This is a genomic window from Defluviimonas sp. D31, assembly GCF_033436765.1.
GTDB lineage: Bacteria > Pseudomonadota > Alphaproteobacteria > Rhodobacterales > Rhodobacteraceae > Albidovulum.
Genome location: NZ_JAWQFN010000004.1, coordinates 156006 through 168999 on the forward strand (window position 1 = coordinate 156006; position 12994 = coordinate 168999).

The 12994-nt window shown below is 69.8% G+C and carries 11 protein-coding genes; 4 read left to right on the forward strand and 7 right to left on the reverse strand.

What is annotated here, in order from left to right; translation table 11 throughout:
• Positions 1 to 50 precede the first annotated feature (50 nt).
• The 3 genes from hisG to hisS are packed head-to-tail and all read right to left on the reverse strand — an operon-like array spanning position 51 to position 3334.
• On the reverse strand, positions 51 to 755 hold the full coding sequence (hisG, locus tag R5H32_RS09225; RefSeq protein ID WP_318338393.1) for an ATP phosphoribosyltransferase: 705 nt from the start codon (positions 753 to 755) through the stop codon (positions 51 to 53).
• Positions 749 to 1843 carry an ATP phosphoribosyltransferase regulatory subunit gene (locus R5H32_RS09230; protein ID WP_318338394.1) on the reverse strand — a complete coding sequence of 365 codons (1095 nt, stop codon included), beginning with the start codon at positions 1841 to 1843 and terminating at the stop codon, positions 749 to 751. The genes hisG and R5H32_RS09230 overlap by 7 nt, the downstream gene beginning before the upstream one ends.
• Positions 1844 to 3334 (reverse strand): histidine--tRNA ligase, encoded by a 1491-nt coding sequence (gene hisS / locus R5H32_RS09235; protein ID WP_318338395.1) that lies wholly within the window; start codon positions 3332 to 3334, stop codon positions 1844 to 1846.
• A gap of 158 nt (positions 3335 to 3492) precedes the next feature.
• On the opposite strand from hisS, the gene R5H32_RS09240 reads away from it, so the two are divergent.
• From R5H32_RS09240 to R5H32_RS09255, 4 genes are all read left to right on the forward strand, one after another.
• Positions 3493 to 3699, forward strand: a complete 207-nt coding sequence (locus R5H32_RS09240) for a SlyX family protein (RefSeq protein WP_318338396.1) — start codon at positions 3493 to 3495, stop codon at positions 3697 to 3699.
• 2 nt (positions 3700 to 3701) lie between these two features.
• Positions 3702 to 4241 carry a GNAT family N-acetyltransferase gene (locus R5H32_RS09245; RefSeq protein WP_318338397.1) on the forward strand — a complete coding sequence of 180 codons (540 nt, stop codon included), beginning with the start codon at positions 3702 to 3704 and terminating at the stop codon, positions 4239 to 4241.
• A 90-nt stretch (positions 4242 to 4331) separates the two neighbouring features.
• Positions 4332 to 4739: a DUF6636 domain-containing protein gene (locus R5H32_RS09250; RefSeq protein WP_318338398.1), complete on the forward strand. Its 408-nt coding sequence runs from the start codon at positions 4332 to 4334 to the stop codon at positions 4737 to 4739.
• 81 nt (positions 4740 to 4820) lie between these two features.
• The gene (locus tag R5H32_RS09255) at positions 4821 to 5894 is read left to right on the forward strand and encodes an AbrB family transcriptional regulator (RefSeq protein WP_318338399.1); all 1074 of its coding nucleotides are present in this window, start codon (positions 4821 to 4823) and stop codon (positions 5892 to 5894) included.
• A 28-nt stretch (positions 5895 to 5922) separates the two neighbouring features.
• On the opposite strand, the gene R5H32_RS09260 is transcribed toward R5H32_RS09255, so the two are convergent.
• From R5H32_RS09260 to R5H32_RS09275, 4 genes are all read right to left on the reverse strand, one after another.
• Positions 5923 to 6684 carry a sulfite exporter TauE/SafE family protein gene (locus R5H32_RS09260; protein WP_318338400.1) on the reverse strand — a complete coding sequence of 254 codons (762 nt, stop codon included), beginning with the start codon at positions 6682 to 6684 and terminating at the stop codon, positions 5923 to 5925.
• A 225-nt stretch (positions 6685 to 6909) separates the two neighbouring features.
• Entirely contained in the window at positions 6910 to 8463 is a 1554-nt protein-coding gene (locus tag R5H32_RS09265) for a phospholipase D family protein (RefSeq protein ID WP_318338401.1), read from the reverse strand.
• Between the two features lie 36 nt (positions 8464 to 8499).
• Positions 8500 to 12009 carry a DNA polymerase III subunit alpha gene (gene dnaE, locus R5H32_RS09270; protein WP_318338402.1) on the reverse strand — a complete coding sequence of 1170 codons (3510 nt, stop codon included), beginning with the start codon at positions 12007 to 12009 and terminating at the stop codon, positions 8500 to 8502.
• 56 nt (positions 12010 to 12065) lie between these two features.
• On the reverse strand, positions 12066 to 12887 hold the full coding sequence (locus R5H32_RS09275; protein ID WP_318338403.1) for a DUF6544 family protein: 822 nt from the start codon (positions 12885 to 12887) through the stop codon (positions 12066 to 12068).
• Between the last annotated feature and the right edge of the window lie 107 nt (positions 12888 to 12994).

The following is a 12994-nucleotide window of genomic DNA, read 5'->3' on the forward strand; positions in this document are numbered from 1 at the left end:
GCCGGGGGCGCTGCCCCCGGACCCCCGGGATATTTGGAAAAAGAAGAAGATCAGAGCGGCTTCGGATCGAAGCCGAGGCGCGCGGCGAGACCGGCGAGGGTTTCGGCGGCGCCGTTTTTCCAGTCGGCGGCGCGGGCGGCGTAGAGCGTGGCCTGGCTTTGGTGGACGAGGCCGTCGGCGAGGATCTTCAGGTGGTTGGCGCGCAAGGTCTCGCCGGTCGAGGTGATGTCGGCGATGGCCTCGGCGGTGAGGTTCTTGACGGTGCCCTCGGTCGCGCCCTGGCTGTCGACGAGCTGGTAGTCGGCGACGCCGTTCCGGGTCAGGAACTCGCGCACGAGGCGGTGGTACTTGGTGGCGATCCTGAGCCGGTGGCCGTGGGTTCGGCGGAAGGCGGCGGCGGCGGCGTCGAGATCGTCGAGCGTGTCGACATCGGGCCAGCAGGCGGGCACCGCGATGATGAGATCGGCATGGCCGAAGCCCATCGGCGCGAGCTCGGCGACCTGGCGGTCCCAGTCGGCGAGCTTGTCGCGCACGAGGTCGGAGCCGGTGACGCCGAGATGGATGCGCCCCGCCGCAAGCTCACGCGGGATCTCTCCGGCCGAGAGGAGGACGAGGGCGAGGCCGTCGGCGCCCTCGACGGCGCCGGCGTATTCGCGGTCCGACCCGGTGCGGCGGAGCGTGATGCCGCGGCTGGCGAACCAGTCGAAGCACTGCTCCATGAGCCGGCCCTTGGAGGGGATGCCGAGTTTCAGCATGGGTGCATCTCCGTCAGGTCGGCGACGAGGCCGGGGCGGATCACGCCGCCTATGGCCGGGATCGAGCGCCCCTGGCCAAGGACCTGCGTCAGCGCATCGTAGCGCCCGCCCGAGGCGATCGGCGGCAGTTCCGCGTCGTGCCCGTGGAAGGAGAAGACGAAGCCGTCGTAATACTCGAGCGTGGTGCGGCCGTGCGACGCCTCGAAGGCGAGGCTGCCCACATCGACTCCCTTGGCGCCGAGCGCGTCGAGCCGCGCTTCCATCCGGTCGGTCGCCTCCGCGATGGCGGGCATGTCTCGGGCCATGTCGCGCAAATGCGCAAGTGCTGCCGGGCTTTTCGCCGTGAGGTTCAGGAGGTCTTCGAGGCGGGCGACCTCCTCGGCGGAGATCGGCGCGGCCCTGGCGTCGTCCTTGAGCGCCGCGAGGCGGGCGGCGATCTCGGCCTCGGAGCGCAGGCCGATCCGCGGGGCGGTCGTCAGTGTATCGCCGGCGGCGAGGGCGGCGAGGAGGCGGGCGCGGCTCTCGGGGACCGGAGCGCGGCCGCCGAAACGGTCGAGGAGCTGGGTGAAGCGGCGGGGGCGCCAGATGTGGCGCAGGAGCGCGGCCTTGCGGCTTTCCAGCGTCTTGAGGCCCTCAACCGCCGCCATCAGGATCGCGATGTCGCCGGTGACGGCGCGCAAGCCGAGCGGCGCGAGGAGGTCCGCGAAGAGGGCGAAGACCTCGGCATCGGCAAGGGCCGGGTTCGCGCGGTCGAAGACCTCGTAACCCACTTGGAAATACTCGGATTTCCGGTCGGTCAGATGTTCCTGCTTGCGGAAGACCTCTCCCATGTAGCAGTAGCGCGCGGGTTCGGCGCCGCCGGCCATGTGCATCTGCACCACCGGCACGGTGAAGTCGGGGCGCAGCATCATCTCGCCCCTGAGCGGGTCGGCGGTGACATAGGCGCGCGCCCGGATGTCCTCGCCGTAGAGGTCGAGAAGCACCTCGGCGGGCTGCAATATGTCGGCCTCGACAGGCACCGCGCCCGCCGTGCGGAAGGCGGCCATGAGGCGGTCGGCCTCGGCCCGCGCTGCCCCTTTCAGCGCCATTCAGGCGGTTCCCAGAAGGCGGCGGACCTCGGTCACGAGATCGGCGCGCGGGACTTCTGTCTGGGCGGGCTGGCTCTTCCATTCCTCGTGGCTGGCCTCGGCGGCGATCTTGGCGCCGAGGAAGAGGTCCTTGAGCTGAACGACGCCGCGCTCCGCCTCGTCCCCGCCCTGGATCACCGCGACGGGAGAGTTCCTTTTGTCCGCGTATTTCAACTGGTTGCCGAAGTTCTTCGGGTTGCCGAGATAGACCTCGGCGCGGATGCCGGCCTGGCGGAGCTCGGTCGCCATCTTCTGGTAATCGGCCATGCGGTCGCGGTCCATGACGGTGACGACGACGGGGCCGCGCGTGTCGGCCTGGACCCGGCCCTTGGCATGGAGCGCCGCCAAGAGCCGGTCGACGCCGATCGAGACGCCGGTCGCGGGCACCGACTGGCCGGTGAAGCGCTTCACGAGGTCGTCGTAGCGGCCGCCGCCGGCGACCGAGCCGAACTGGCGCGGGCGGCCCTTTTCGTCGAGGATCTCGAAGGTGAGCTCGGCTTCGAAGACCGGGCCGGTGTAGTAGCCCAAGCCGCGGACGACCGCGGGGTCGATCACGATGCGGTCGGGGCCGTAGCCCTGCGCGTCGAGAAGTTCCGCAATCTTTTCAAGCTCGTCGACGCCTTCGGTGCCGACGGCGGAGCCGCCGGCGAGTTCGCGGAGACGCGCCACGGTCTCGGCCCCGGTGTCGCGGCGGGCGGACATGAAGCCGAGCACGACATCGGCCTGCGAGTCCGACAGCCCGGCGCCTTTGGTGTAGTCGCCGCTGTCGTCCATCCGGCCCGCGCCGATCAGCGCGCGCACCCCCGCGTCGCCGAGGCGGTCGATCTTGTCGATGGCGCGCATGACGATGCCGCGCTCGTGTTCGAATTTCGACGGGTCGGCGGGATCGAGGACGCCGGCGACCTCCATTACACCATTCAAGACTTTACGATTGTTTACCCGCACGACGTAGTCGCCGCGGGGGATGCCGACCTCTTCGAGGGCGTCGGCCAGCATCGCGCAGATCTCGGCGTCGGCGGCCACCGAACCGGAGCCGACCGTATCCGCATCGCATTGATAGAACTGGCGGAATCGCCCCGGTCCCGGCTTCTCGTTGCGCCAGACGGGGCCCATCGCGTAGCGCCGGTAGGGCGTCGGCAGGTCGTTGCGGTACTGTGCCGCGACCCGCGCCAAGGGTGCCGTGAGGTCGTAGCGGAGCGCCAGCCAGTCGCTGTCCTCCTCCTGCCAGGCGAAGACGCCGTCGTTCGGGCGGTCGACGTCGGGCAGGAATTTCCCAAGCGCCTCAACGGTTTCCACGGCGGATGTCTCCAGGGGATCGAAGCCGTAGCGGTGATAGACGGCGGCGATCTTGTCGAGCATCGCCTTGCGCTCCGTCACCTCGGCGCCGAAATAATCGCGGAAGCCCTTGGGCGTCTCGGCCCTCGGTCTGCGCGGTCCCTTGTCCTTGGCCATGATCCGACCCTTCACATCCATCCGCGCGCGGGTGTAACGGAAGGGGGGAACGGGAACAAGCGGCTGCGGGAGGCGCAACCGGCATATGCCGGGCGTACAGCGGGCGTCGGTCATGCGTACAGCGGGCGTATGTACATGCGCCGGACGAGGAAGGGGCGATGAGCGAGAGACTGGAAAGGGCGGAGGAGGAGATCGCGCATCTCAGGCGCGCGGTCGACGACCTCTCGGACGTGATCGCGGCGCAGGCGCGCGAGATCGAGGTGCTGACCCGGCGCGTGCGGCTCCTGATGGAGCGGGCGGCGGAGGCGGAGGCCGAGGCCTCGGGCGCGATCCCGCTCGCCGACCAGAAACCGCCGCACTGGTGAGCATGGCCGCCACAGCCGCGCCGATTCCGGAGTTCGACACGCCGCGGCTGTCGCTGCGCCGGTGGCGCTCGCTCGCCCCGGACGCCGGCCGACGCGCCGCGCTCGAGGCGGAGCTGGGCGCGGTCCTGACGCAGCGCGTGCTGGCGCATCTGCCGGAACGGATGCAGTTGGGGCCGGGGCCGGCCGCAGTCGCCGGTTGGATCGACGGCCGGATTGCGGAAAGCGATCTCTTCGTTGCGCTCACGCGGCCGGAGGGCCGGATCGCGGGGCTTCTGATCCTTGCGGCCTTCCGGGCGGAGGGCGGGCTGCGGGAGGTCCATATCGGCTACCTTCTGGCCGAGGCGGACTGGGGCAAGGGGCTCGCGACCGAATTGCTCACCGGGCTGATCGGCGCGGCGGGTGCGGCCGGGCCGCTGCGCCTGCTGGGCGGCGTCGACCGGGCGAACCCGGCCTCGGCACGGGTGCTCGAAAAGGCCGGGTTCCGGCACGACCCGGACCTGTCGGACGGCGCGGCCGACCTCTTTGTCCGCGACCTGCCCTGAGGCCCGCGCCGGGGCCGCCTTCTCTGGTGACAACGCGCGATCCGGGTGGCAGGCTGGGTCCACGCGGACCATATCGAATGGGGAACGACCATGTTGCGCCCTGCCGTCCTGATCCTCCTTCTCGGCCCCCTGCCCGCCCATGCCGACATCTGGACCTTCGAGACCCCGTCGGAGAACATCCAGTGCACGGTGGGGATGGAGGTCGACATGTCCGACATCCAGTGCACGATCATCGAGCGGCATGGCGCGCCCGCCCTGCCGCGTCCGGCGGATTGCGCCTCGGACTGGGGGCACAGCTTCATGATGCTCGACCGGGGGCCGGTGCAGATGCTGTGCGCGCCGCTCAGCCATGACCGTAGCGGCTTCGACCGGGCGGACTACGGCGTGACCGGGACGTTCGGGGGCTTCGTCTGCCATTCCTCGCAGAAGGGGCTCGAATGCCGCAACCGCGACGGGCACGGCTTCTTCCTGTCGCGCGCGGTGCAGACGGTCTTCTAGGGCCGGGGCTTGCCCTCGGGCGCCGGCGCTGACAGGTTGACGGGAGGGGTCGCGGCCGCGGTCCCGTAAGCCGGGACACCCATGCGCCACCTGATCGACCGCCTCCTCGGCGCTCCGCACTGGCCGACGGTCGGACTGACCTATGCGCTCGGGCTGGCCGGCGGCTTCGCCGCGCGGGCATTGCACCTGCCGTTGCCGATGCTCCTCGGCTCGCTCCTCGCGGTCGGCGCGGCGGCGATTGGCGGCCTGAAGCCCTTCGGCCACCTGCCGCAGGCGCCGCAGAAGGTGCGGATGGTCTTCGTCCCTATCATCGGGATCGCCATCGGCGGCGCGGCGCGGCCGGAGATCCTCGCCGAGGCGCCGCAGTGGATACCCTCTCTGCTGGCGCTCTGCCTCTTCATCCCGCTGGTGCATTTCCTCGGCTTCAAGCTCCTGACCGCGACCGGGCGGGTGGACCGGCGGACCGCCTTCTACGGCACCGCGCCGGGCGGGCTCGTCGAGACGGTGCAGATGGGCGAGGAGGCGGGGGCCGACGTGCAGATGCTGGCGATGCTGCAGTTCCTGCGGCTGATCCTGACCATCGTCCTCGTGCCGGTCGCGTTTTCCTGGATGGAGGGCCATGCGGTCGGCTCGGCGGGCGGCGCGGCGGTGGCGGGATCGGCGCTCGGGGCCTGGGACGTGGCGGTGCTGTCGGTGGCGGCGGTGGCGGGCGCACTCATCGGGCTGAAGCTCCGGCTGCCGGCGGGCCATGTGCTGGGGCCGATCCTCCTATCGGCGGCGGCGCACATGGCGGGCTGGACCGAGGGCGTGCCGCCCGGCTGGCTCCTGGCCGCGGCGCAGGTCGTGGTCGGCACCTCGCTCGGGGTGCGCTTCGCGGGGATGCCGAAGGGGCGGATCCTCGTGGCGCTGCGGCTCGCGCTGATGAACGCGGTCATCACCATCGGGACCGCGGTCGGCTTCGCCGTCGCGCTGGCGCCCCTAGCGGGCGAGCCGGTGCGCGCGGTGTTCCTCGCCTTCGCGCCGGGCGGGCTGATCGAGATGGGGCTCATCGCGCTCAGCCTGAAGATGTCGATCCTCTACGTCACCGCGCATCACCTCGTGCGGATCATCCTCGCGGTGAGCTTTGTCCGGGCCTTCGGGGGCCGCGTGGAGTAGCGCGGGGTTCGGGTCGCGGCGGCGGGACTCACATCGTCGCGAAGCGGTAGATGGCGATGCCGATCGCCAGAAGCCCGACCGCGACGGTCAGCGGCCGGTGCGGCACCCGCGCGGCCAGCCTTCCGCCGAAGATCGCCGCCGGAACACCGCCCGCGACGAGGCCGGCGACCGAGCCGACGAGCGAGCGCCACTCCATGTCCGCGCCCCAGTGGCCGGCATGGAAGCCCAGCGTCAGGACCGCGAAGACCACGAAACTCACCACGAATTCGGAGAGGTTCGACGAGCCCACGGCCTGCCGGGGCGGCACGCCGGAGCCGAGCAGCCCGGTCGTGACGATCGGGCCCCAGCTGCCGCCGATCCCCTCGATGGCGCCGCCCGCGAAGCCGATCAGGCGGAACCGGCCGGCGGCGACGAGCGCGGGCGCCCGGCCGCGCCAGGCGCGGACCAGAACGAGCGCGCCGATCGCGAGAAGGTAGAGGTTGGTGAGCCACAGGAGCAGCGCCCCCTTGAGCGAGGTCAGCAGAAGCGCGCCGAGGCAGCCGCCGAGCGCGCCCATCACCACGACCGGGCGGACCACCCGCCAGTCGATATTGCCGTGCAGCCAGTGCGAGGTGGCAGAGGTGCCCGAGGTCGGCAGCTTCGCGGCGTTGACGCTGGCCGAGACCAGCGGCGGCGGCACGCCTTGGGCAAGAAGGACGGCCGAGGAGATGACGCCGAAGCCCATGCCGAGCGCCCCGTCGACCAGCTGCGCGAGGAAGCCGACGATGGCGAATGCGATGAAATTGTCCAATTGGAGAGGTTCCCGAACACCCGAAGGCGGCATGGGCGCGAAGCTATCCGGGCCAATGGCGCGCGCAAGCCCCATTCGGAGCGGACTTCGGAACGCTTTTTCTGAAATCGTCGCAATGATCAGAGAATCGTTCTGTAAAATCGCGCCCGTCAGGAACTCCCCAAAACGCTGTCCCTCAATCTCCCGGCGTCTGGCGCAGGGTCGGGGGGCGGATTCGGGACCGGGTCACAGCATCCATTCGATCGGCAGCCAGGCAACGGCGGCGACGAGGGCGCGGATCGTCCAGGAGGTGTTCGGCTCGCGCCGGTAGTCGGTCCCCGCCCCGTCCGCCGAGGCCTCGTGCCAGGTGAGCTTGCCGGCGCCGTCGCGGGTGACGCGGTAGGACGCGAGGGGAACCGTCGTGTCGAAGGCGTCCTGCATCGTGCCGGCGAGGCGCGGGCTGTCGATGAGAAAGCCCATCTCGCAGTTCAGCCGGGCCGAGCGCGGGTCGAAGTTGAACGAGCCGATGAAGATGTGGCGGCGGTCGTAGGCGAAGCTCTTGGCGTGCAGGGACGAGGTCGACTGGCCGAGCACGCCAAAATTGTCGATGGTGCGGCGTTCCTCGATCCCGGAGCGGAGTTCGTAGGTCTCGACGCCGCCGTCGATGAGCCGCTCGCGGTATTCGGCATAGCCGGAATGGACCACCGGGACGTCGGTCGCCTCGAGCGAATTGGTGAGCGTCCGGACCCTGATGCCGTCGCCCGCGAACCGCGTCAGCGCCTCGGTTCCCTCTCGTCCGGGGATGAAATAGGCCGAGACGAGATCGAAGGAGGTCTGCGGCGGCGGCATGTCGCGCCAGAGCCGGAAGATCAGCAAGTCATCGCCGTTCATCGGGCCGAGCCCCTTGGCCGGATCGTCGGAGAAGAGCCGCACCGGCACCCATTCGAGCGGCAGTTTGCCCGCGGCGAGATCGCGCGCGAGGGTCGTTTCGGACAGCGCCCGCAGGTAGCCCGCGAACTGCCCGGACGCCGCCGCCGCGGCGGCGCGCGCGGCGAGCCGGCCCTCGTCGCCCGGCACAGGCGCGATCAGCGACAGCGCGGGGTAGGACGAGCGGCTGTTCCAGTAGCGGTCGAAATCGGCGGCGACATCGGTGGCGGCGGGGCCGACGGCGAGCACGTCGAGATCGAAGTAGATGCCCGAGGTGCCGGTCTCGAAATAGACGTCGCCGATGTTGCGGCCGCCGATGATGGTCGCGGCGCCGTCGACGGTGAAGGACTTGTTGTGCATCCGCCGGTTCAGGCGGGGAAAGTCGAAGAGGTAGGAGGCGAGCCGCGGGGCGCGGAGCGTGAAGGGGTTGAAGATCCGCACCTCGGCGTTCGGATGGGCGTCGAGCGCGGCAAGCTCGGGGTCGAGCGCGGGCGTGCCGTTGTCGTCGACGAGGAGACGGACCCGCACCCCCCGGTCGGCGGCATCCTGAAGCTCCTTCAGGAGCGTGAGGCCGGTCATGTCGTCGGCCCAGATGTAGTACTGCGCGTCGATCGTCTCCGCCGCCGCCCGCGCCATGAGCGCGCGCGCGGTATAGGCGTCGAGCCCCGATGACAGGGGATAGATTCCGCTCAGACCCGCGTGGCGCGCAGCGGCGGTGAGGACGGCCGCGCCGAACGCGGTTGCGGGCGATGCGGGACGGGCGCTGGACTCGGTGCGGTCATCGAGCGGTGGGAGCGGAAAGGCGAGCCGCGCGAGGATGATCGCGACGGTGCCGACAAGAACCAGGAACACGGTCCAGCGGAGCAGTATCATCTTCGCTTGCCCTCTCGACGGGACCGCCCGCTGCGGTCAGACCTCCTCGACCAGCACCACGCCGCCCATCGCCTTGATCGCGCCCTTGATCTGGGGATTGACCGGGAAGTCGCGGCCGGTGGCGATCTCGACCTCCTCGCCGGTCTCGCGGTCGGCGATGCAGAAGCTGACCGGGCCGCAGCTGCGGATCTTCGCCTCCTCGACCATGCGGGCGAGCAGGGCGGCCACCGAGGCGACGGCGGCCTCGCTCTCGATGTGGATCCGGAGCCCGGCGGCCCCGGCATCGGCGACGGCGGCCTCCATCGGCGCGACGGAGCGGGCGACGGGGTCGAACTGGCCCTCGTTGAAGCGGGCCTCGAGCGACATGACGACGTGGTTTGTCTGGTCGAAGACCTTGCGGCAGGCGTCGAAATCCTCGGGGAAGAGCGCCATGCCCGAGACCTGCCCGGTCGGGTCGGAGATGTTCATGCGGAAGAAGCGCGTGCCGCGCGCCGACTTGCGGTCCTGAAGTCCGGAGACGAGGACGCCGACGCGCGACACCGCCGCGCCGTCGCGTTCGGCCTTCTGCTGCAATTCGGCAAGCGTCAGCATCCCCTTGCGCTTCAAGGCCGGGGCGTAGTCGTCCAAGGGGTGGCCCGAGAGGTAGAAGCCGATCGCCTGATGCTCCTGCGCCAGCCGGTCGGCCGGGAGCCAGTCGTCGCCGGAGGGCAGGCGCGGTTCGGGAAGGTCCTCGCCCGCCTCGCCGAAGAGCGAGACCTGGGCCGAGGCGCGGCCCTCGTGGATCGCCGCCGAATAGGCGACGAGCGCGTCGAGCGCGGCGAAGACGCGGGCGCGGTTGGGGTCGAGCTGGTCGAAGGCCCCGGCCCGCGCCAGCATCTCCAGCGGGCGCTTGCCGATGCGCTTCAGGTCGGCGCGGCGGGCGAAGTCGTAGAGCGTGGCGAAGGGCTTGCCGCCCCGCGCCTCGACGATGAGCCGCATCGCCTCGACGCCGACGTTCTTGAGCGCGCCCAGCGCATAGACGATCTGGCCGTTCGTGACCGAGAAGGTCGCCTCGGAGCGGTTCACGCAGGGCGGCACGATGGTGATCTCGAGCCCGCGCCGCACCTCCTCGGCGTAGATCGAGAGCTTGTCGGTGAGGTGGATATCGCAGTTCATGACGCCTGCCATGAACTCGACCGGGTGGTTGGCCTTGAGCCACGCCGTCTGGTAGCTGACGACGGCATAGGCGGCGGCGTGGGACTTGTTGAAGCCGTAGTTCGCGAACTTCTCCAGAAGGTCGAAGACCTCGCCCGCCTTCTTCTTGTCCACCCCGTTGGCGGTGGAGCCCTCGATGAACTTCGGCCGCTCCTTGGCCATCTCCTCGGCGATCTTCTTGCCCATCGCGCGGCGCAGAAGGTCGGCGCCGCCGAGCGTGTAGCCGGCCATCACCTGGGCGATCTCCATCACCTGTTCCTGATAGACGATGATGCCTTGCGTCTCTTTCAGGATGTGGTCGATGGTGGGGTGGATCGATTCCAGATCCTTCACCCCGTTCTTGACCTCGCAATAGGTCGGGATGTTCTCCATCGGGCCGGGCCGGTAGAGTGCCACGAGGGCGACGATATCCTCGATGCAGGTCGGCTTCATGCGCCGGAGCGCATCCATCATGCCCGAGCTTTCCACCTGGAACACGGCGACGGTCTTGGCGGCGGCGTAGAGTTTGTAGGTCGGCTCGTCGTCGAGCGGGATCGCGTTGATCTGGTCCTCGGCCCCCTCGGGCGGAGTGTAGAGCGTGCGGCCGTCGGCGGACTGGTGGAGGTGGCGGCCGCCCGCGCGGATGAGGTCGACGGCGTTCTGGATGACGGTCAGCGTCTTCAGCCCGAGGAAGTCGAACTTCACGAGGCCGGCCTGCTCCACCCATTTCATGTTGAACTGGGTCGCGGGCATGTCCGAGCGCGGGTCGCGGTAGAGCGGCACCAGCTCGTCGAGCGGCCGGTCGCCGATGACGACGCCGGCGGCGTGGGTGGAGGCGTTCCTGAGGAGCCCCTCGATCTGCTGGCCGTAGTCGAGAAGGCGCTGCACCACCTCCTCGGCGCGTGCGGCCTCGCGCAGGCGCGGCTCGTCGGCAAGGGCCTTCTCGATCGAGACCGGCTTGACCCCTTCGACGGGGATCAGCTTCGAGAGCCGGTCGACCTGGCCGTAGGGCATCTGCAACACGCGGCCGACGTCGCGGACGGCGGCTTTCGACAGGAGCGCGCCGAAGGTGATGATCTGGCCGACCTTGTCGCGGCCGTAGCGTTCCTGGACGTAGCGGATCACCTCTTCGCGGCGGTCCATGCAGAAGTCGATGTCGAAGTCCGGCATCGAGACCCGCTCGGGGTTGAGGAAGCGTTCGAAGAGGAGCGAGTAGCGCAGGGGGTCGAGGTCGGTGATCGTGAGCGCATAGGCGACGAGCGAGCCCGCGCCCGAGCCCCGGCCGGGGCCGACCGGAATGTCGTGGTCCTTGGCCCATTTGATGAAGTCGGCGACGATGAGGAAGTAGCCGGGGAAGCCCATCTGCTCGATGATACCAAGCTCGAAATCGAGGCGCGCCTGGTAGTCCTCGACGCTGACCGCGTGGGGGATGACGGCGAGCCGCGCCTTGAGCCCCTCGTTCGCCTGACGCCGCAGTTCCTGCACCTCGTCATCAGCGAAGCGCGGCAGGATCGGCTTGCGCTTGAAGGCGGCGAAAGCGCAGCGGCGCGCGATCTCTATGGTGTTCTCCAAGGCCTCGGGCAGGTCGGCGAAGAGCGCCGCCATCTCCTCGGGCGATTTCAGATAGTGCTGCGGCGTCAGCCGCCGGCGCTGCTCCTGCTGGTCGACATAGGCGCCCTCGGCGATGCAGATCAGCGCGTCATGCGCCTCGTACATGGCCGGTTTCGGGAAGTAGACGTCGTTTGTGGCGACCAAGGGCAGGCCCATCGCATAGGCCATCTCGACATGGCCGCGCTCGGTCAGCCGCTCGGCCTCGGTGTACTGGCCGCCCTCGCCGGGATGGCGCTGCAGCTCGACATAGAGCCGGTCCGGGAAGGCGGCGGCAAGGCGCTTCATCAGCGCCTCGGCCTTCGGCCCCTGCCCCGCTTGCAGGAACCGGCCGACGGGGCCGTCGGGACCGCCGGTGAGGCAGATGAGGCCCTCCGCATGGGTCTCCAGCTCCTCCGCGGTGACATGTGGCAGGGCACCGTCCTCGCGGAGATAGAGGCAGGAGTTGAGCTTCATCAGGTTCATGTAGCCCGCCTCGTTCTGGGCGAGCAGCACGAGGCCCGCGGGCGGGCGCGGCTTTTCGCCCGGCTGGGCGGGATCGTGGTCGAGCGAGAGCTGGCAGCCGACGATGGGCTGCACCCCGGCCCCCTTGGCGATCACGGAAAATTCCAGCGCCGCGAACATGTTGTTCGTGTCGGTCACGGCGATGGCGGGCATCCCCATCTTGTCGCAATGCCCGACGAGCTTCTTCACCGGCACCGCCCCTTCGAGGAGCGAGTATTCGGTATGGGTGCGGAGGTGGATGAATCGCGGCGCCTTGGTCATGGCCGGACCCTAGCCGAAGGGCGCGGGCCCCGGAAGGGCGTACCGGCGCGCATGGATCAGGGCGCGAGGTGGTAGTTGCTGATCCGGCCGCGGAAATAGACCTCGTAGCCCGAAGGGTAGACGTAGCCGACCTCGCCGAAGGTGGGCAGGCGGCGCTCGCCGATCTCCTGGTAGTCGCCGAATCTTCCGTGCCAGTCGTAGCGGTGCGTTACGCCGTCGGGGCCGCGGGCGGGGCGGTCCTTCGCCTCCATCGCGACGATGTCGCCCTGCGCATCGAAGCGGAATGTGACCCGCGCGACGCCCTCGCGCGTCGGCATCCGGACCTCGGCCGTGTCGGGGCCGGTCACCCGCCAGGTGAGGTCGGGATTGCCGAGGATCGCATCCGGCATCCAGGGCAGTTCGGCGAGGTAGCGGTAGGCCTCGCCAAGGTCGATCTCGACGCCCCTTGCCGACGCGACGGGGATCGTTCCGAAAAGCCGCGCCTCGAGGAGGCCCTCGCCGCCGACGAAGGCGTCGATGACGCGGAGACGGGTCAGCGGCCCGAAGGGCTGGCGCGCATCCCAGACGAAGCCGGCGCGACCGAGCGACACGACCTGCCAGGCCTCGATCTTGTGGAAGGGGCCGCCCTGCTTCAGCCGGAGCTCGGCGGTCTGGTTGAAGCTCGCCGCGCGCATCGGCCGGGCCGGGTCGGCGCCGGCGCGGCGGGCGAAATCGGCGACCATGGGCGGCAGGGCGATGTCGATATCGCGTGTGGGCGGCGTGTCGCGGAGTCGCGCGGCAAGGCCGAGCACGCGGCCGCGATACCGCTTGCTTGCCGCGACCTGCAGCACGAGGAGCCCGATTACCGCGAGCAAAACCAGATAAAAGGCCGTCAGCATCCCCCGCCCTCATGGCGACGTCACCCCAGGGCACTATGGCCCAGCGCTTGGGGCATGGCCAGCCGGACGCGCCTGCCGGCCGCCTGTTTCGATGATTATGCGGGATT